This is a genomic window from Acidovorax sp. Root219 (assembly GCF_001428665.1).
Lineage (GTDB): Bacteria > Pseudomonadota > Gammaproteobacteria > Burkholderiales > Burkholderiaceae_C > Acidovorax.
In genome coordinates this window covers 69,195-85,416 of sequence record NZ_LMIJ01000007.1, presented here as the reverse complement: position 1 = coordinate 85,416, position 16,222 = coordinate 69,195, and the positions used below count along the sequence as shown (strand labels likewise).

The window sequence follows — 16,222 nt, the reverse complement described above, 5'->3', positions numbered from 1 at the left end:
CCCCATTGTCGCGTGAGGGACCGGCGCGCCGCGTCAGGGTTGTCACCTGAGCGTCTTGGATATCTGTTGGTGCGAACGCGAGCGCAAACACACACGGCCCTGTGCAAGGGCCGTGTGTGTGCGGTGAAGACAAGGTTTGCGCCCAGGGCAGGGCGATTGAGCCTACTCGTAGGTCGGCGTGCGCTTGTCGAGAAAGGCCGATATGCCCACGCCGCCGTTGGCGTGGTGCAGGTTCTTCACGAAGTGGTCGCGCTCGCTCGCGAGGTGTTTCGTGAGGTGGTTGCCGGGCGCATCGCCCAGCAGTTCCTTGATGCTGGCCAGTGCGTTCGGTGCGCGCGCGTTCAGGCGCTCGGCCAGGGCCATGGCGACTTCGAGCGCGCTGCCCGGATCGGCCAGCTGGTTGACCACGCCCAGCGCGTGCAGGCGCTCGGCGGGGACGCGGTCGCCGCACATCAGGATCTCGGTGGCGATCTGGCGCGGCAGGGCCTGCGCCAGGCTCCAGCTGGCGCCGCCATCGGGCGACAGGGCCACGTTGCTGTAGGCCATCACGAACACGGCGTTGCGCGCGGCCACCACCATGTCGCAGGCCAGCGCCAGCGAAAAGCCCGCGCCCGCTGCCGCGCCTTCCACTGCCGCGATGATGGGCTTGGGGTAGGTGCGCACCATCTCGATCCAGTTGTGCAGGCCTTCGATGCTCTGCGCCTGCACCTCGGGCAGCTCCTGGCGGTTGGCCAGCAGGCGATGCAGGTTGCCGCCCGCGCAGAACATGTTGTCCGAGCCCGTGATGACCACACTGCGGATGTCGTCACTGTTCTCGGCCACGCTCAGCGCCTCCACGCCTGCGGCATAGATGGCCGGCTCGATGGCGTTGCGCCGCTCGGGGTTGTGGATGGTCAGGACCAGGGTCTTGCCCTGGCTGGTGCTTTTGAGTTCTGCAGGCATCTTGTCTCCGGGTAAAGGCTTTGGACGGCTGTTGTCAGGTTTTCACGGGGCTACGCATCGTCTGCAGCTTATCGAACAGGGCGCGGCCCAAGCCAGGGCAGCCGTGCAAGGGCCGCCCCGCCGCACCGGCTGCGTCCCCCTTCCCGAATTGCACAGCCATTCGAGAGAAGGGGGAAGGCGCGACAGCGACTCAGGGGGATGTACCGAATCAAGCTTCTTCGACGTGCGTCAGGCTCAGGCCGATGGCGCCGCGCCGGCGCAGCCAGGGGCTGGGGCGGTAGCGGGTGTCGCCGTACACGGTCTGCATGTTGAACAGCACTTCCAGGATATTGGTCGGGCCCCAGCGGTCGCCCATGGCCAGTGGGCCCAGGGGGTAGCCCAGGCCCAGGGTGACTGCGGTCTCCAGGTCGCGCGGGCTGCAGATGCCCTGCTGGCAGATGTCGCTGGCGATGTTGACGATGGTGGCCACCACGCGCTGGGTGACGAAGCCGCCGCTGTCGCGGATCACGCTGACCGGCTTGCCGTCACGGGCGAACAGGGCGTGGGCGGCGTTGCGGATGTCCACGCGCGTGGCGGGGTTGGTGGCCAGCACTCGGCGCTTGGTGGCGGCTTCTTCCACCAGCATGTCGATGCCGATGGTGCGCGCCGGGTCTAGGCGCTCCACCACGGCCACGGTGGTCACGTCAAAGCCCAGGGGGGCCACGAGGGTGAGGGCCGTGGGCGACGGCGAGGTGCCGGTTTCGATGGTGGCGCCCAGGTCCTTGAGCAACTGGTACAGCTCGGCCCGGCGCGCGGCGCGGGGCGACACCCACACCGGAGGGATCTCGGCCACCACGGGCACCGGGGGCTCGGCGGGCACCTGGGCCACGCCCTTGTCGTAGCGGTAGAAGCCTTCGCCGACCTTCTTGCCCACCACGCCGCCGGCCAGGCGCTGCGCGGTGATCACGCTGGGGCGGTAGCGCGGCTCGTCGTAGTACTGTTGGTAGATGGATTCCATCACCGGGTGTGAAACGTCCAGTGCCGTCAGATCCATGAGCTCGAACGGCCCGAGCTTGAAGCCCACCTGGTCGCGCAGGATGCGGTCGATGGTGGCGAAATCGGCCACGCCTTCGCCCACGATGCGCAGGGCTTCGGTGCCGTAGCCGCGCCCGGCGTGGTTGACGATGAAGCCCGGCGTGTCCTGCGCCTGCACGGGCGTGTGGCCCATCTGCTTGGCGTAGGCCGACAGGGCGGTGCAGACAGCCGGCTCGGTCTTGAGCCCGGCAATCACCTCCACCACCTTCATCAGCGGCACGGGGTTGAAGAAGTGAAAGCCCGCCAGGCGCCCGGGCCGCTGCATGCCTGCGCCAATCGAGGTGACCGACAGGGAGGATGTGTTGGTTGCCAGCACGGTGTCAGCGCCGACGACCTTCTCCAGGTCGGCAAACAGGCCGCGCTTCACATCCAGCCGCTCGACGATGGCCTCGATCACCAGGTCGCACTGCGCCAGGCCGGCCGCATTGTCAACAATGTGCAATTGCGCAGACCAGGCCGTGGCCTGCTCTGCAGAAATGCGATTTTTCCCTACGAGTTTTTGCCACTGGTCGTGGATACTGTCTTTGGCGGCAAGTGCTGCACCCGCTTGGGCATCCAGCAAAAAAACCTGGCTGCCGGCCTGGGCAGCGATCTGTGCAATACCGCGACCCATGGCGCCCGAACCCACGATGCCGACATTGAGAAACTGAATTTTCATAGCGCCATTATGGCTGTGGACATGCCTGCGCACTTATGTGCAAGAATGGGCTGCGCTCAAAACAGAAATTATTGTGAATATCCGTAACACCATTCTGGGAGCCGGTTTGTGGGTGGTTGCCATGGGCGCCTCGGCGCTTTCAATGGGCAACGGGCGGGGCGCCGTGGTGATCGGCTCGCCCGTCGATCTGGTCTTCGACATCCAGCCAGACCAGGGCTCTGACGTCGCATCGTCATGTATCGGTGCCACCCTGGTCGCGGGCGACACCCCCATCAGCGCCTCCCGGGTGCGCGTGACGCCCCAGGCCGAATCGGCCGGGCGCGCGGCCTCCGTCCGCGTACAGACCACCTCGGTGGTTGACGAGCCCGTGTTGACCGTCACGCTCACCGCAGGCTGTGCAGGCAAGGTCACGCGCAGCTACACCTTTTTGGCAGACCCCCCTGCGCGCCTCCCCCCTGTTGCCCCTGCGCAACTGCCGGCGGTGCCGGCAGCACTGCCGGGCACCCTCGCTGCGGGCGCATCGGGCCTGGCCGGTGCTTCTTCCCCACTCGATCGCAATGCTGCCGGTGCAGCAGCCCGTGGCGCTGCCGCAGCGCCCACCCGGGCGGCGCCGGCCAGCGCCGCTGCGGCGCGTGCCCCGCGTGCTCCCGCCGCCGCACCCGCCCGCACCAATGCGCGCGTGCTGGCCGGTGCACAGGCATCCGCCCCCGCAGCCGCCGGCCCGCGCCTGGTGCTGGAACCCCTTGATCTGTGGCTCGAAAGCCCGGTGGCCCTGCGCGCCACGGCGCAGCTGCTGTCCACCCCGGCAGAAGAATCGTCGCCTCAGCGTGCCGAAGCGGCTGCCGCCTGGAAGGCCCTGAACGCCACGCCGGAAACCCTGGCGCAGGACGCCGAGCGCCTGCGCGTGCTGGAGGCCGAGGCCAAGGCCGTGAAAGCGGGCTCGGCCCAGCAACTGGCCACCACGCAGCAATTGCAGCAGCAGCTCGACGAGGCCCAGGAGCGCTTCCCCGCCACGGTGGTCTACGTGCTGGGCGCCTTGCTGGCGCTGGCGCTGGGCCTGCTGGCCTGGGTCTGGCAGCGCGCCAGCCGCCAGGCCACGCTGTCCCAAAAATCGTGGCGCGAGTCGGTCAAGGTCAGCGCCGTGGACTCCAGCGCACCCACGGCAGGGCAGGTCGATCCTGGATGGGAGCCGCTCGAAACCTTGCCCGTCCCTTCGATGAAGGGCGATCTGCTGGCACCATCCGGCAGCGCCGCATTGTTCAAGGACGCCAAGACGGTCTCCGCACCAGCGCCCCTGTATGCCGCCACGACGGCGGTGGCGGCTGCGGCCGCCCGGGTGCCAGTTCAGGCCAAGGCGCCAGCCCCTGCGGTCGAGCCGGCAAGGGCCTTGCAGATCGTCAACCCCGACGACCTGTTCGACATCCAGCAGCAGGCCGAGTTCTTTGTCTCGGTGGGCGAGCACAACCAGGCGGTGGAGGTGCTGCGCAAGCACATCTTTGACCACAAGGAAACCACGCCTGTGGCCTACCTGGAGCTGCTGCGCCTGTTCCACACCCTGAGCCGGGCCGAGGACTTCATGCAGTTGCGTGCGCAGTTCATGCGCTATTTCAACGCCAAGGTGCCCGAGTTTTCGGCCTTCAACCGCCAGGGCCGTCCGCTGGACCGCTACCCCGATGCGCTGGCCGAGGTCGAGGCCGAGTGGAGCTCACCGGCCGTGCTGCACACGCTGGACAAGTTCCTGTTCCACCGCCCGGGCAACCAGGCGGCCGAGCCCTTCGACCTGGCCGCCTACGACGACCTGCTGCTGCTGCTGGGCATTGCGCAGACCACGCCGTCGAGCGCGCGGGGCGCACCGCCGCCACGCAAGCGCACCACGCCGGTGGAAGACTCGTTCGAGGCCGCTGCCGAGAAGGGGTTGAGCCATCTGTCGCCGCTGGACAACACGCAACCCGACTTTCCGCTCGATTCGCTGGCCGCCAGCCTGGAGTTCGATTTCGGTGAGGTTCCCTCGCCCGCTCCGGCGCCGGTGGTACGGCATTCCGGGCCTGCCGAGCTGAGGCTGGAGCCTGCATCGGGCCTGTCGCCCATCATGGGGGTTTCTTCCTCCCCCGCACCGCTGACTTCCGCGCAGCCGCGCCATCCGCCGGCAACCTACACCAGGTCGTCCATCAACCTGGACGTGGACCTGTCGGAGCCCCTGCACCTCACGCTGAGCGACCTGCCGCCCGTGCCGGTCACGCCCCCTCCGCCGGCCGGCCAGGCCGTAGGTTTCGGGGCGGAGAACGACCTCATGGAGCTGCGCCTGGAGCTGGAGCAGCGCAAGGACGACGACGAACGCAAGAAGTAGAAAAAGAAACAGGCCTTCAGGGCCTGTTTTTACAGGGCCGCCTGTGGGCCTGGGGTGTTGCTAAGAGCCTTGCATCGCCTGCATCAGCGCTGCGGCGGCGGCCTCAGGGTCGGGCGCGTTGACCAGCGCACGCACCACGGCAATCGAGCCCACGCCCGTGGCCAGCACCTCGGGAAACTGCTCTGCACCGATGCCCCCGATCCCCACCTGCGGGTAGCTGCGCAGCAGCCGCGCGTAGCCCTGCAGCCGGCCCACGCCCTGCGGCGCGGTGGCCATCTTCTTGAGCGTGGTGGGGAACACGGCGCCCATGGCGATGTAGCTCGGCCCCACGGCATCGGCGCGCACCATCTCGGCATAGCCATGGGTGCTCACGCCCAGGCGCAGGCCCGAGTTGCGCAGGGTCTGCAGGTCGCCCGCGCTCAGGGCATCGAGGTCTTCCTGCCCGAGGTGGATGCCGTAGGCGCCGGCATTGATCGCCGCGCGCCAGTGGTCGTTGATGAACAGCAGCGCACCGGTGTCCTGCACCGCCTGCACGGCAGCGTTCACTTCCCGGTCGATGGCGGCCGGGTCGTCCGATTTGAAGCGCAATTGCACCGTGGGCACGCCCGCGCGCGCCATGCGGCCCACCCAGGCGGCATCGGGCAGCACGGCGTAGAGGCCCAGGTCCTTGGGGCAGGCCGTGAATGCGTGGGCGCGGGGCAGGGCCTGCAGGCCGAAGTCTTCAGGTGCGTCGGGCCAGGTTTCGGGGCTCACGGCGCCCGTGCGGACAGTGCGTGCCTGCCAGGCGCGGGCGATGCATTCGGCATCGTGGGCGATGAAGCCCAGGGCGCTGGCGGCCTGCAGGGCCGCCAGGTAGGCTGGTTCGCTGGACGTGGGTGCCGGCACCGGCTCGGCGTTTAAGCCTGCAAACGTGGCAGCGTGGTGCGCGAGGATGGCCTTGGCCAGTTCGGTGGGTGCGGTGTCAGGCATGGTCGTCGTGGTGCCAGAAGGGGGTGCCGAGCACGGGCGTGCTGGGCTGGGCGGCATCCTGCGCGGTCATGGCACCGGCCAGGCGCGCGGTGCGGCCAGCCTGCACGGCGTTGGCGAACGCGCCGGCCATGGCCACGGGGTCTTGCGCCAGGGCCACGGCGGTGTTGAGCAGCACGCCGTCGTAGCCCCATTCCATCACCTGGCAGGCATGCGAGGGCAGGCCCAGGCCGGCGTCCACCAGCATGGGCACCTTGAGCCGCTCGCGCAGCATCTGCAGCGCATAGGGGTTCACCGGGCCGCGGCCGGTGCCGATGGGCGCGGCCCAGGGCATCACGGCCTGGCAACCCACGTCCACCAGGCGCTGGCACAGCACGAAGTCTTCGGTGCAGTAGGGCAGCACCTGAAAGCCTTCCTTGATCAGGTGCTCGGCAGCACCCACCAGGTTCAGCGTGTCGGGCTGCAGGGTGTAGTCGTCGCCGATCAGCTCGAGCTTGATCCACGGCGTGTTGAACACCTCGCGCGCCATCTGCGCGGTGGTGATGGCCTCCTGCACGCTGTGGCAGCCAGCGGTGTTGGGCAGCACCGGCACGTTCAGGCGGCGCAGCAGCTCCCAGAAGCTGCTGCCCGACTCGGCCGGGTTGCTGCCCTGGCGGCGCAGCGAGGCCGTGACCATGGCGGGGCGGGCGGTCTGCACCGCCGCTTCCAGCACGGCGGGCGAGGGGTAGCGCGAGGTGCCCAGCAGCAGGCGGCTGGCGAAGGTCTGGCCGTACAGGACCAGGGGGTCGTTGATTGCGGGTGTTGTCATGGTGGTGGGGGTGTGCTCAGCCGCCTGTTACAGGGGAAATGACCTCGACCTTGTCTCCTGGGTTCAGCGTGTGCGCCGCATAGCGGCTGTTGGGCACGAAGACCGTGTTCACGGCCACGGCAAAGGGGGGGCGGGCAGCGATGGCGGCCACGGCAGAGGCGACAGTAGCGTCCTCGGGCAGCTCGTGCGGGGTCTGGTTGATGGAAACGTTCATGGCAAAAGGGCAGCGACAGCAGCCTCCTGGGGCTGCTGCAGCAATTGCAGGTTCAGATCGAATCGGGGGGCGAGCCGGGACTGGCCCGCAGCGAGCAACTCCATCACCACGTCGAGCATGGCCGGTGCGATCATGAAGCCGTGTCGGTACAGGCCGTTGACCTCCAGCACGCCCGGGCGCTGCTGGCGGATGGCGGGCAGGTTGTCGGGCAGCGTGGGGCGGCACTGGGTGGCCACCTCGACGATGCGCGCCTCGGCAAAGCCGCTGTGCACGGCGTAGGCGGCGCTCAGCAGCTCCAGCGTGGAGCGCACGCTGGCGGGCGAGAGGTCGTCGGACTCGATCTCGGTCGCGCCGATCACGAACAGGTGGTCCTCTTTGGGGGCGATGTAGATCGGGTAGCGCGGGTGCACCAGGCGCGTGGGGCGCTGCAGCGTGACCTCGGGCGCGTGCACGCGCACCACCTCGCCGCGCACGCCGCGCAGGGCGCGCCACGGGTCGCGTGCACCCAGGCCGCGGCAGTCCAGCACCCAGTCGGGCTGGCCCGGCTCGCCGGGGGCGAAGGCATCGGGGTGGCGCGGCGCATGCCAGTGCGTGTCCACGCCCAGGCGCTGCATCTCGTGCAACAGGGCGGCCAGCAACTGGCGGTTGTCGAGCTGGCCTTCGCCGGGCAGGTACAGGCCTTTGGTGAAGCGGTGAGCCAGGGCCGGCTCCACGGTGGCCAGGCCCGTGCCATCAAGCACCTGCAGTGCGGGGAGTTCGGGAACGGCCCGGTGGTTGGCCTGCAACTGAAGCGTAAGCCGCTGGGCCTCGCCCGCGTCCTGGCGGTGCCAGACGATCAGCGTGCCCTGCTGCTGAAAGAAGACGGGTTTCTCCAGCCCTGCCAGCAACTGCGGCCAGCGCACCAGCCCGTGCTGGCCCATGCGCACCACGCCGGGCTCGGTCACCGCCGACTCGGCCAGCGGCGCCAGCATGGCTGCGGCCACCGTGGCGGCCGACTGCTCGGCTGCCGGGCCTGCGGCGTCGTAGATGTCCACGGCGTGGCCCTGGCGGGCCAGTTCGACGGCCAGCAGCCGGCCCATGAGGCCTGCGCCCAGAATGGCAAACGACGAGGAGGAAGGGAGGTTCATGCGTCCAGCTGTGCAACAGGTGGACAAAACGGGATGGCTTTCCGTCACTGTGGAAACTCCCCACGCCAGCATGACCTGGATCGGGTAGCGGGGCCGCGTGTACGCGGGCCCCAGGGTATTTCTCAGTCGCGCGCCGCATGGGCGGGACACCCCTGTTTCGTCCGTAAGCCGCAATTACAGCACAACCCTCCGGGCCGGTGCTGACCCAGGTCATGCGCGATAATTTTCCCCCTATGACTTCTGCCCCCCTCAACGCGCCCGCTGGGCCCTCCACGGCCCCGCGCTATGCACGCGTGCTCTCGATTGCCGGCTCCGACAGCGGGGGCGGCGCAGGCATCCAGGCCGACCTCAAGACCTTTGCCGCGCTGGGCTGCTACGGCATGACCGCCATCACCGCCATCACCGCGCAGAACACGCGGGGCGTGACGGGCATCCATGGCATTCCGCCCGAGATGCTCAAGGCCCAGATCGACGCGGTGGTGCAGGACATTGGCGTGGACGCCGTGAAGATCGGCATGCTGCACTCGCCCGAGGTGGTGCGTGTGGTGGCCGATGCCATCCGTGAATACCGCTTGCCCCACGTGGTGCTGGACCCGGTGATGGTCGCCACCAGCGGCGACCGCCTGATCGCACAGGAGACCGTGGGCGTTCTGGTACGCGAGCTGTTCCCCCTGGCCGAGGTGATCACCCCCAACCTCGACGAGGCCGGTTGGCTGCTGGGCCGCACCTTGGCGGGCCTGGATGACCTGGAGCAGGCTGCGCAGGATCTGCTGGGCCTGGGCGCGCGCGCCGCGCTGCTCAAGGGAGGCCACCTGCCCGGCGACTGGGTGGTGGACATGCTGGCCACCGCCCCGGGCCAGCCCGGCCACCGCCTGCAGTCGGCGCGCATCGCCACGCACAACGGCCATGGCACGGGCTGCACGCTGTCGTCCGCCATCGCCGCGCACCTGGCCCTGGGCCTGCCGCTGCAGCAGGCGGTGGAAAGCGCCCGCGCCTACATCCTGGGGGCGATTGCCGCCGGTGCCAATGTGGTCACCGGTGGCGGCCATGGTCCGCTGAACCATGGCTATGCGCCGGTGGCGCAGCGGGTGTTCTGATCAGGCTTTGGGTCGTGTTGCCCAGGCCAGGCTGAAGCTGAACACCAGCGCGGGCAGGGCAGAGCCCGCGCCCGGCAGCACCAGCGGCGCCACGTGGTACACCGCAATGCCCACGAGCCAGATGGCCACGGGCAGCCAGTTGACCTGTGGGGCATGCTGCAGCAGTGCCGGGGCGTTGGTGCCAAAGGCCAGGCGGCCGAGGATCACGCCGAACAAGGGCACGAACACCGAGCTGAGCAGCAGCAGGAAGGGCTCCAGGCTGTGCATGGGCAGCACCAGCGCCAAGGCCGTGCAGACCGCAGCCACGGCGATGCCCCAGCGGCGCACACCCCAGCGCGGCATCAGGCTGTGGGCCGACACCGCGCCCGAGTAAGCGTCGCCATAGGCATTGTCCACCTCGTCGATCAGGATCAGCGACAGCGCGATCAGCCCGCCCTGGGCCAGCAGCAGGGCCTGCACCAGATCCTTGCTCGGCAGGGTCAGCGCCACCAGCACACCCAGCGTGTAGCACCACATATTGGCCAGCGCGTAACCCAGCCAGGTGCCGCGCAGCGCCGATCCCCCGTTCTTGCCGTGGCGCGCATAGTCGGCCACCAGCGGCAGCCACGAGATCGGCATGGCGATCACCAAGTCCAGCGCGGGCAGCACGCCCATGCCACCGGCGCCAGGCCGGTTCCACAGCTGCGCAAAGCCCTGGGCGTTGGCCAGGGACAGAAACTGCCAGCTCAGCCACAGCAGCGACAGCACCACCAGCGGCAGCGCCACGCGCGCAATCACCTTGCGCACCAGCTGCACCATCGAGGCGCTGATCAGCAGCATCACCACGCCACCCCACAGCAGCGTGGCCAGCACCGGCCACTGCGTGCCCGCCATGCTGCCCGACTGGCGGCCGATGGCCACCGTCGCCTCGCCCATCACCACCAGTTCGAAGGTGCCCCAGCCCACCAGTTGCACGATGTTGAGAATGATGGGCAGGCTGGCAAAGGTGCGGCCGTAGACCGCATGCATCAACCCGGCGCTCGCCAGCCCGCTGTCGCAGCCCAGCTTGGCCACCCAGCCCAGCAGGCCCGCGCCCACGATGGAGCCGGCGACGATGGCGATCAGCGCCTCCTTGGTGCCCAGCGCGGGCATGAGGTAGCTGCCTACCTGCATGACCAGCAGGCCCACGCCCAGGCTGAACCAGAGCGAGGCATGGTCATGCCACTGGAAGACGCGGCGGTCCGGGCCGACCGGGGCCAGCGCCTCATTGGCGGGGGCGGTGGTGGAAACGTGGGCAAGCATGGCGGTTGGGCTCTCCGTTCAGAAACGACAGAGCAGGGACAGCAGCGTATCGGCTGGCCCCAACACACCGGCCTCCGAATTGAATGGGGCAGGGAGCCAGGCGTGGCGTATGCAAACTGCTTCCCTGCGCGAGGATGATCTCAATCAGGTTCAAAGGGACTCTCTCAGTCGGCCCTGCTTGCGCAGGCCGACACCCCTAGCGAATATCGATTCTATCGCCGGACTCCACCCGGAAGTAAAACGGCCCGCACGATGCGGGCCGCGAGGCGTAAGCAGTCCAACAAGGACGGCGGAATGCATCCGGGACGCGGTTATGTAGGTGGGGCATTCAGAATGATGCGATTCTGGGCGATGTCTTTTTCAATCTGATTGATGCGGGCATTGATGTCTAACAAATCCCGTTCGATATCGTCTGGTGGAGGGATCTTGATCGACTGATAGGCCGCTATAGGACCGGCTATGACTGCAAGCGCCCAGAAGAAAAAATGGCCACCATGGAGCTTTTCGCCGAACGCGAGGACAAGGAAGATGGGAAACAGGAAGATGCCAGCCACAAGGGAGAGCAAAAAAACTACGCTGCGATAGGCGCGGGCTTTGCCCGGCTTCTTGTCCGCTGAATGGATCAACGCTGCCTTGCTCTCTTGAGCATCGGCAAGTTCCCGGTCCAGGCGCACCAGTGCCAGTTCCGCCGCTGTGCGGTCCGTGCCCTTCTGCACAGCCCGGATGGCTGTCTCCACCTTCCTCAGCCAGACGATGCCGCCAGAACGCTCCACGATCTGCTCGGTACCGCAGTAGCTGCATGCAAAGCGCTTCAGATTCTCTCCAATCTCAAGTGGTGCCGAGCAATTGGCGCAAGAAAGTTTCAGTATCGGCACTGGGGTCCTCGGGTTGATGAAGCAAATTTACCATTGGTGACCCCTGGCAAACGGCGAGGGTGGGCCAGTTGCATGCCATTGGAAGGTCGCCGTTCTGTCACATCCCCTCCCTAGACTCCCCGGCTTTACTCACGGGGAGAAAACCACAATGACAGTTCTTCGCAGCATCTGGACGCTGGGCGCGGTATGCGCCGCCACCGCACTGCTCGCCGCCTGTGGCGGCAGCGATGACAGCAGCAACGGCGAGCGCAGCGTCGGCTCCCTGCGCCTCATCGGCCAGCAGATCCTGCCGCGTCGCATGGAGTACCAGGGCACCGTCGTCGGCGGTATCTCCGGCATCGACTATGACGACAAGAGCAACCAGTTCATCCTGCTGTCGGACGACCGCACGACGACCGATTCGGCGAATGCGCCGCGCATGTACACCGTGCGCCTGAACTACGACGCCAGCAGCTTCAGCGGCGTGCAGTTCCTCTCGACCTTCAGCATGAAGCAGCCCAATGGCGCGGTGTACCCCAAGGTGCCCGATCCGCTCGTGGCCGACCCTGAATCGGTGCGCGTCGATCGCGCCACGGGCAACTATGTCTGGGTCAGCGAGGGCGACCGCACGCTGGCCTCGGGCACGATCGCCGCGCGCATCATCGACCCGTTCATCCGCGAAATCCGGCCCGACGGCACCCATGTGCGCGAGTACCAGATCCCTGCGATGTTCCGCATGTCGGCCGACAACACCGGTCCGCGCGGAAACCTCGCCTTCGAAGGCATTGCCTTCACGCCCGACAACAGCCGGGCTGCCGTGCTGATGGAAGGTGCGCTGCTGCAGGATGGCCCGGCATCGACCACCACGGCCGGCAGCGTGTCGCGCATCACGATGTTCAACCGTGCCACCGGTGCGGCCGTGGCGCAGTACGCCTATCCCGTCGACAAGGTGCAGGCCGTGCCGGTGCCGGCGGACCAGTTCACGGTCAGCGGTGCCACGGAAATCCTGGCTCTGAGCGGCACGCGCTTCCTGGTGCTGGAGCGCAGCTTCTCCGTGGGCGTGGTGGGCAACCAGATCCGCCTGTATGAAATCAACACCGCCAACGCCTCGAACGTGCTGACCACGCCCGCACTGGCCGGTGCCGCCTACACTCCCGTTACCAAGCGCCTGGTGCTCGACTTCGAAACGCTCAAGGGCCCGCTGGGCGGCATCGCCAATCTGGAAGGCATCACCTTCGGCCCCAAGCTGGCCAACGGGCGCGATTCGCTGGTGGTGGTGGCGGACGACAACTTTCCCACGGCAGACTCACAGACCGACCGCAACCAATACCTGGTGTTTGAAGTCCTTCCTTGATCGAGGTCATTCCCTAGGTCAGTGGCGGGCCCGGGAGGCCCGCCATGCTGCCTATAATTGGCCACCATGTTCCGGAGCCTTGTCGCCGTCTTTCTCCTGCACTTTTTGCTGTGCGTGGGGATTTCCGTCGTCGGTTCCTGCAAGCCCTATACGTCGTTCGATCCGCAGGACGTGGCGGCGCTGAGCCAGTCTGCACCAGGGCAGGAGGCGCCCGGTGCCAATTCCGATGCGGACGACCATGCCCTGCTCGATGACCGGCAGGACTTTCCTGATCTGCTGCAGCCCCAGCCCCTGCCCGATACCGGCACGGTTGCTGACAGGGGCCTGATTGCGCTGACCCCGGTGCGAACGCCTTCTGCGGCCATTGCGCCACCGCACAAACCGCCAAAAGCTCTGGGCATCCTCGCCTGAGCGTCCGGCCCACGGCCGGCTCCCCCTTCGCTGCTGAAGCGGTGTTTCTCCTGGGAGGCTGCCTCCCGGCAGCCTTGCGCCACGCGCACCTGGCTGTTGCCGCATCCCCCTCTGCACCGAAGCGCCCACCGGTATTCCCTGCGCCGCCGCCCCGTGGCGCCAGCGACCGGCCCCCGACATTCACCATGGAAATCGCCACCGTGCCTGCTTTTCTTCTGCCCAAGCGGCTGTCCGACCCTTGCGGGTTTGCGGGCCCTGGTGCCATTGCCCACCTGACCCCCATGAACAAGAACACCGGGGTGCATGCCCACCACAGCGCCCCCCATTTCCGGAGCAAGCCATGCGCCTGACCACCCGTAGCAAGTTTGCCGTTGTCGCCATCGTGGACCTGGCGTCCCGCTCCGTGGGCAGCCCGGTGGCACTGTCTGCCCTGAGCGAGCGGTACGAGATTTCCGTGTCCTACCTGGAGGTCCTGTTCAGCGGCCTGCGCCAGGCGGGGCTGGTGATCAGCACCCGGGGCCCGGGCGGCGGCTACACGCTCGCCCGCGGGGCGCGCGACATTTCGGTGGCCGACATCGTGCTGGCTTCAGAGGTCGGCAAACCGGGTGGTTCCAACCGACCGGTCGATGCGATGAGTTCTTCGCAAGGCGCCATGACGGCGGAGCTCTGGGCGGCTTTCAACCATTCGGTGATGGAGTACCTCGCATCGGTGTCCGTGGCCGAACTGGTGAGCCAGCAGGCACCCATCGAGCGCATGCCGGTGGCCGCAGAAAAGAGCAGCCCTGCCAGGCGCATGAAGCCCCGGCCACAGCTGCCCCGGGAAGGGGTTCCCAATTCCGTCTTTGCGCTGGGCGCCCTGAGGGCGTTGGAGTAGCGCTGCTTGCTGTTACTTGGCGGCCGTGCGAGCCGCCTCGGCCTTGGCCTTGGCTTCATCGGCCTTGCGCTGCAGTTCCTTGGCTTCCTTTTCGGCGGCTTCGGCTTCTTTCACCTTGGCTTCCTTGGCCTTGGCATCCTTGTCTGCGCTGGGGCTGGCCATGGCATTGCCGATCATGGCGCCGGCCACGCCGCCTACGGCGGCAGCGCCCAGGGTGGATCCGATGCCGGGGCGCGCTGCGGGTGCCGCTGCCGCAGCAGGGGCTGCAGCCGCCGGAGCTGCTGCAGCCGGTGCCGCAGCTGCTGGAGTGGCGGGAGTCGCCGGCGCCTTGGGCGCGGCGGTGGCGGCCGGGGCCGCCGTGGCAGGTGCTGGACGGGCCGCAGCGGGCTTGCTGCCGCCACCCATGCGCTTGGCCTGCGCGAGCGTGGGAACGGTCAGAGCGGCGATGGCCAGGGCGATGACGGCCGAGGTGGTGCGAAGCGAAGCATTCATGGGTAGATCCAGGTCCTTGTACAGGTGAGCGGACATGCTACTGAACCGGTCTTTGGCCCTGCTGCGCCAAAGGCATTGGCTGCGCATGGATACCCGCCCGCACGAAGCGTGGCAGGTCAGCCGAGCTTGCGGACCATGTCCTCGATTTCCTGGCGGTCCAGCTCCCGGCGCTGCTCCAGGTGGTCGATGACCTGGGCGAGCAGGCGCGCCGTGCGCTCTGCCGTCGTCGAGTCCTGCTCGGTGAGGCAGTCGAAGACCAGTTGGTAGGTGTCCTTTGGTGGAATCGCGCTCATGGAAGTCTCCCGGTGTCGTGCGCACAGTCTGGGCGCACATGGGCGGGGCGGCTGTAGGCCGATGGGTGGCCTGGCTGTAGTGCGCAGTCGGTTGTGGGGCGTTCCCGCCGGGCATGAAAAAAAGGTGCGCCGGCAGGCCGGCAGCACCCAAGGGAGGGAAGAGAGAAAGAAATGGCGGCTGCGCAGTCTCAGCCGCTCACGCCGACGCGCAGTTTGGCCACGTAGCCGCTGGCGTTGTCACCCGTCACGGTGGCGGTCTGCAGCGAGACGCCGTCGCTGAACACGTTGTCGGTGGCAAACGTGATCTGCGAGAGGTTGCGCACGCTGGCGTTGTAGCCATCGGCGGTGTAGACCTGCTGGCACACGGCGGTGGGGAAGGCCAGCTGCGAGGTGCGGATGGAATTGGAGCCGCGCGTGGCGCTGGCGAGGTTGCGGTACACCTCGAAGTGGATGTGCGGCATGCGGCCCGAATAGCAGCCCGGAAAGATGGACTGGAAGGTGGCCACGCCCGAGGCGCTGGTCTCCTGCACGCCGCGCAGGTAGTTCTCGCTGGTGACGCCGTTGGAGTACATCGAGTACAGGCCGTCGCGCGTGCAGTGCCACAGGTAGATGGCGTAGCCCGACAGGCTGGCGCAGCTCGATGCGGCGTTGACCAGCTCCAGCTCGATGCGCAGGGGGATGCCGGCCGCGATGCCGGTGGCGCCGCCGATGCTGGGGCGGATGTCGCTGCGCACGATGCCCGAGAGCGTGAGCGCATTGGCCACGCCCGACTGGTTGCTGTTGGTGCCGTCGCCAGGGTAGGGGCCGGCGGTTTCCTGCGGAATGATGCTGCAGGTCTGGCTGGTGGCACCGCCGGCGGCCATGCTCACCCAATGCGACAGGGGCCCCAGGTTCAGGAAGGCATAGCCGGTCTCGCGGCCATAGGCGTACAGGTTCGAATCCTGCAGGCTCACGCCCAGGTAGTTGTCGGTGGTGGGATAGAAGCGGAAGATGAAATTGGCGTTGCTCTGCGCCACGGCCGAGCTGGCCGGGAACCACTGCGGGTAGCTGGCCTGGGCCCAGTTGAGCACCGTGGATGCGTCGCTGGCCGTGTCGGCCATGCTGTTGCCCGAGAGCAGGGACATGGGCGCCATGCTGCCCACGGCCAGCCAGCGCAAGGCATTGCGGCGCGTGGCGGCCTGGCGGGTCAGGGTCTTGAGGTCGTGCTGGAGCCCGTGGTGGTGGGCGGTGTCGTCGTCGTGGTGCAGGGCGTTGGTGTTCATGGGCTTGCAGGTTCTGTTGAAGAAGGAAACCATCCACCCGGACTGCGCTGCCTTTGGCTGTCTGGGTGACCGTGTGCACAGTGTCTCGCCAGCCTGTATCCCCTGTTTATGCAGTTTGTGTCGTGGTTGAAATGAAGGGCTATTGGATCGCTGTTGGAATGACTTGGG

At 67.6% G+C, this 16,222-nt stretch carries 16 protein-coding genes and 2 riboswitches; of the genes, 5 read left to right on the top strand and 11 right to left on the bottom strand.

The window, feature by feature from the left end; translation table 11 throughout:
- Positions 1–162 precede the first annotated feature (162 nt).
- Together ASE28_RS06785 and ASE28_RS06780 are read right to left on the bottom strand one after the other, a co-directional pair.
- Positions 163–942 carry an oxepin-CoA hydrolase, alternative type gene (locus tag ASE28_RS06785; protein WP_057265710.1) on the bottom strand — a complete coding sequence of 260 codons (780 nt, stop codon included), beginning with the start codon at positions 940–942 and terminating at the stop codon, positions 163–165.
- Between the two features lie 208 nt (positions 943–1,150).
- A complete protein-coding gene (locus ASE28_RS06780; protein WP_057265708.1) occupies positions 1,151–2,674 on the bottom strand; it encodes a 3-hydroxyacyl-CoA dehydrogenase in 1,524 nt (507 codons plus the stop codon).
- A 73-nt stretch (positions 2,675–2,747) separates the two neighbouring features.
- Here ASE28_RS06780 and ASE28_RS06775 point away from each other — a divergent pair, with 73 nt between their 5' ends.
- Positions 2,748–5,021, top strand: coding sequence for a FimV family protein (locus ASE28_RS06775; RefSeq protein ID WP_235516061.1), 2,274 nt, complete (start codon positions 2,748–2,750; stop codon positions 5,019–5,021).
- Positions 5,022–5,081: 60 nt separating this feature from the next.
- Here the strand turns inward: ASE28_RS06775 and ASE28_RS06770 are convergent, their stop codons facing one another.
- The 4 genes from ASE28_RS06770 to ASE28_RS06755 are packed head-to-tail and all read right to left on the bottom strand — an operon-like array spanning position 5,082 to position 8,136.
- On the bottom strand, positions 5,082–5,990 hold the full coding sequence (locus ASE28_RS06770; protein ID WP_057265705.1) for a thiamine phosphate synthase: 909 nt from the start codon (positions 5,988–5,990) through the stop codon (positions 5,082–5,084).
- Positions 5,983–6,795 (bottom strand): thiazole synthase, encoded by an 813-nt coding sequence (locus ASE28_RS06765; RefSeq protein WP_057265703.1) that lies wholly within the window; start codon positions 6,793–6,795, stop codon positions 5,983–5,985. The genes ASE28_RS06770 and ASE28_RS06765 overlap by 8 nt, the downstream gene beginning before the upstream one ends.
- A gap of 16 nt (positions 6,796–6,811) precedes the next feature.
- Positions 6,812–7,009 (bottom strand): sulfur carrier protein ThiS, encoded by a 198-nt coding sequence (gene thiS, locus ASE28_RS06760; protein WP_057203558.1) that lies wholly within the window; start codon positions 7,007–7,009, stop codon positions 6,812–6,814.
- Positions 7,006–8,136 carry an FAD-dependent oxidoreductase gene (locus ASE28_RS06755; RefSeq protein ID WP_057265701.1) on the bottom strand — a complete coding sequence of 377 codons (1,131 nt, stop codon included), beginning with the start codon at positions 8,134–8,136 and terminating at the stop codon, positions 7,006–7,008. Before ASE28_RS06755 ends, thiS begins: the two co-directional genes overlap by 4 nt.
- A 40-nt stretch (positions 8,137–8,176) precedes the next feature.
- A riboswitch (TPP riboswitch) is annotated at positions 8,177–8,300 on the bottom strand.
- A 69-nt stretch (positions 8,301–8,369) separates the two neighbouring features.
- On the opposite strand from ASE28_RS06755, the gene thiD reads away from it, so the two are divergent.
- On the top strand, positions 8,370–9,233 hold the full coding sequence (gene thiD, locus ASE28_RS06750; protein ID WP_057265699.1) for a bifunctional hydroxymethylpyrimidine kinase/phosphomethylpyrimidine kinase: 864 nt from the start codon (positions 8,370–8,372) through the stop codon (positions 9,231–9,233).
- On the opposite strand, the gene ASE28_RS06745 is transcribed toward thiD, so the two are convergent.
- Complete coding sequence (locus tag ASE28_RS06745) at positions 9,234–10,514, bottom strand: cytosine permease (protein WP_057265697.1); 1,281 nt, start codon at positions 10,512–10,514, stop codon at positions 9,234–9,236.
- Between the two features lie 104 nt (positions 10,515–10,618).
- Positions 10,619–10,722, bottom strand: a riboswitch (TPP riboswitch).
- 103 nt (positions 10,723–10,825) lie between these two features.
- Positions 10,826–11,389, bottom strand: a complete 564-nt coding sequence (locus tag ASE28_RS06740; protein ID WP_157421903.1) for a hypothetical protein — start codon at positions 11,387–11,389, stop codon at positions 10,826–10,828.
- Positions 11,390–11,537: 148 nt separating this feature from the next.
- Between ASE28_RS06740 and ASE28_RS06735 the strand changes: the two genes are divergently transcribed.
- From ASE28_RS06735 to ASE28_RS06725, 3 genes are all read left to right on the top strand, one after another.
- Positions 11,538–12,722, top strand: a complete 1,185-nt coding sequence (locus tag ASE28_RS06735; protein ID WP_057265693.1) for an esterase-like activity of phytase family protein — start codon at positions 11,538–11,540, stop codon at positions 12,720–12,722.
- Positions 12,723–12,779: 57 nt separating this feature from the next.
- Entirely contained in the window at positions 12,780–13,133 is a 354-nt protein-coding gene (locus ASE28_RS06730; protein WP_157421902.1) for a hypothetical protein, read from the top strand.
- Between the two features lie 340 nt (positions 13,134–13,473).
- Positions 13,474–14,007 carry an Rrf2 family transcriptional regulator gene (locus ASE28_RS06725; protein ID WP_057265689.1) on the top strand — a complete coding sequence of 178 codons (534 nt, stop codon included), beginning with the start codon at positions 13,474–13,476 and terminating at the stop codon, positions 14,005–14,007.
- A 12-nt stretch (positions 14,008–14,019) separates the two neighbouring features.
- On the opposite strand, the gene ASE28_RS06720 is transcribed toward ASE28_RS06725, so the two are convergent.
- The 3 genes from ASE28_RS06720 to ASE28_RS31915 form a co-directional block, all read right to left on the bottom strand.
- Positions 14,020–14,499, bottom strand: coding sequence for an ABC transporter substrate-binding protein (locus ASE28_RS06720; protein WP_164470698.1), 480 nt, complete (start codon positions 14,497–14,499; stop codon positions 14,020–14,022).
- A gap of 116 nt (positions 14,500–14,615) precedes the next feature.
- Positions 14,616–14,792 carry a hypothetical protein gene (locus ASE28_RS31920; protein WP_157412592.1) on the bottom strand — a complete coding sequence of 59 codons (177 nt, stop codon included), beginning with the start codon at positions 14,790–14,792 and terminating at the stop codon, positions 14,616–14,618.
- 188 nt (positions 14,793–14,980) lie between these two features.
- Complete coding sequence (locus tag ASE28_RS31915; protein WP_157421901.1) at positions 14,981–16,054, bottom strand: intradiol ring-cleavage dioxygenase; 1,074 nt, start codon at positions 16,052–16,054, stop codon at positions 14,981–14,983.
- Positions 16,055–16,222 lie beyond the last annotated feature (168 nt).

Excerpts from the sequence above, each read along its gene's own strand:
- ASE28_RS06785 (WP_057265710.1), bottom strand. The coding sequence starts at position 942 with ATGCCTGCAGAACTCAAAAGCACCAGCCAGGGCAAGACCCTGGTCCTG.
- ASE28_RS06780 (WP_057265708.1), bottom strand. The coding sequence starts at position 2,674 with ATGAAAATTCAGTTTCTCAATGTCGGCATCGTGGGTTCGGGCGCCATG.
- ASE28_RS06770 (WP_057265705.1), bottom strand. The coding sequence starts at position 5,990 with ATGCCTGACACCGCACCCACCGAACTGGCCAAGGCCATCCTCGCGCAC.
- ASE28_RS06765 (WP_057265703.1), bottom strand. The coding sequence starts at position 6,795 with ATGACAACACCCGCAATCAACGACCCCCTGGTCCTGTACGGCCAGACC.
- thiS (WP_057203558.1), bottom strand. The coding sequence starts at position 7,009 with ATGAACGTTTCCATCAACCAGACCCCGCACGAGCTGCCCGAGGACGCT.
- ASE28_RS06755 (WP_057265701.1), bottom strand. The coding sequence starts at position 8,136 with ATGAACCTCCCTTCCTCCTCGTCGTTTGCCATTCTGGGCGCAGGCCTC.
- thiD (WP_057265699.1), top strand. The coding sequence starts at position 8,370 with ATGACTTCTGCCCCCCTCAACGCGCCCGCTGGGCCCTCCACGGCCCCG.
- ASE28_RS06745 (WP_057265697.1), bottom strand. The coding sequence starts at position 10,514 with ATGCTTGCCCACGTTTCCACCACCGCCCCCGCCAATGAGGCGCTGGCC.
- ASE28_RS06735 (WP_057265693.1), top strand. The coding sequence starts at position 11,538 with ATGACAGTTCTTCGCAGCATCTGGACGCTGGGCGCGGTATGCGCCGCC.
- ASE28_RS06725 (WP_057265689.1), top strand. The coding sequence starts at position 13,474 with ATGCGCCTGACCACCCGTAGCAAGTTTGCCGTTGTCGCCATCGTGGAC.
- ASE28_RS06720 (WP_164470698.1), bottom strand. The coding sequence starts at position 14,499 with ATGAATGCTTCGCTTCGCACCACCTCGGCCGTCATCGCCCTGGCCATC.
- ASE28_RS31920 (WP_157412592.1), bottom strand. The coding sequence starts at position 14,792 with ATGAGCGCGATTCCACCAAAGGACACCTACCAACTGGTCTTCGACTGC.
- ASE28_RS31915 (WP_157421901.1), bottom strand. The coding sequence starts at position 16,054 with ATGAACACCAACGCCCTGCACCACGACGACGACACCGCCCACCACCAC.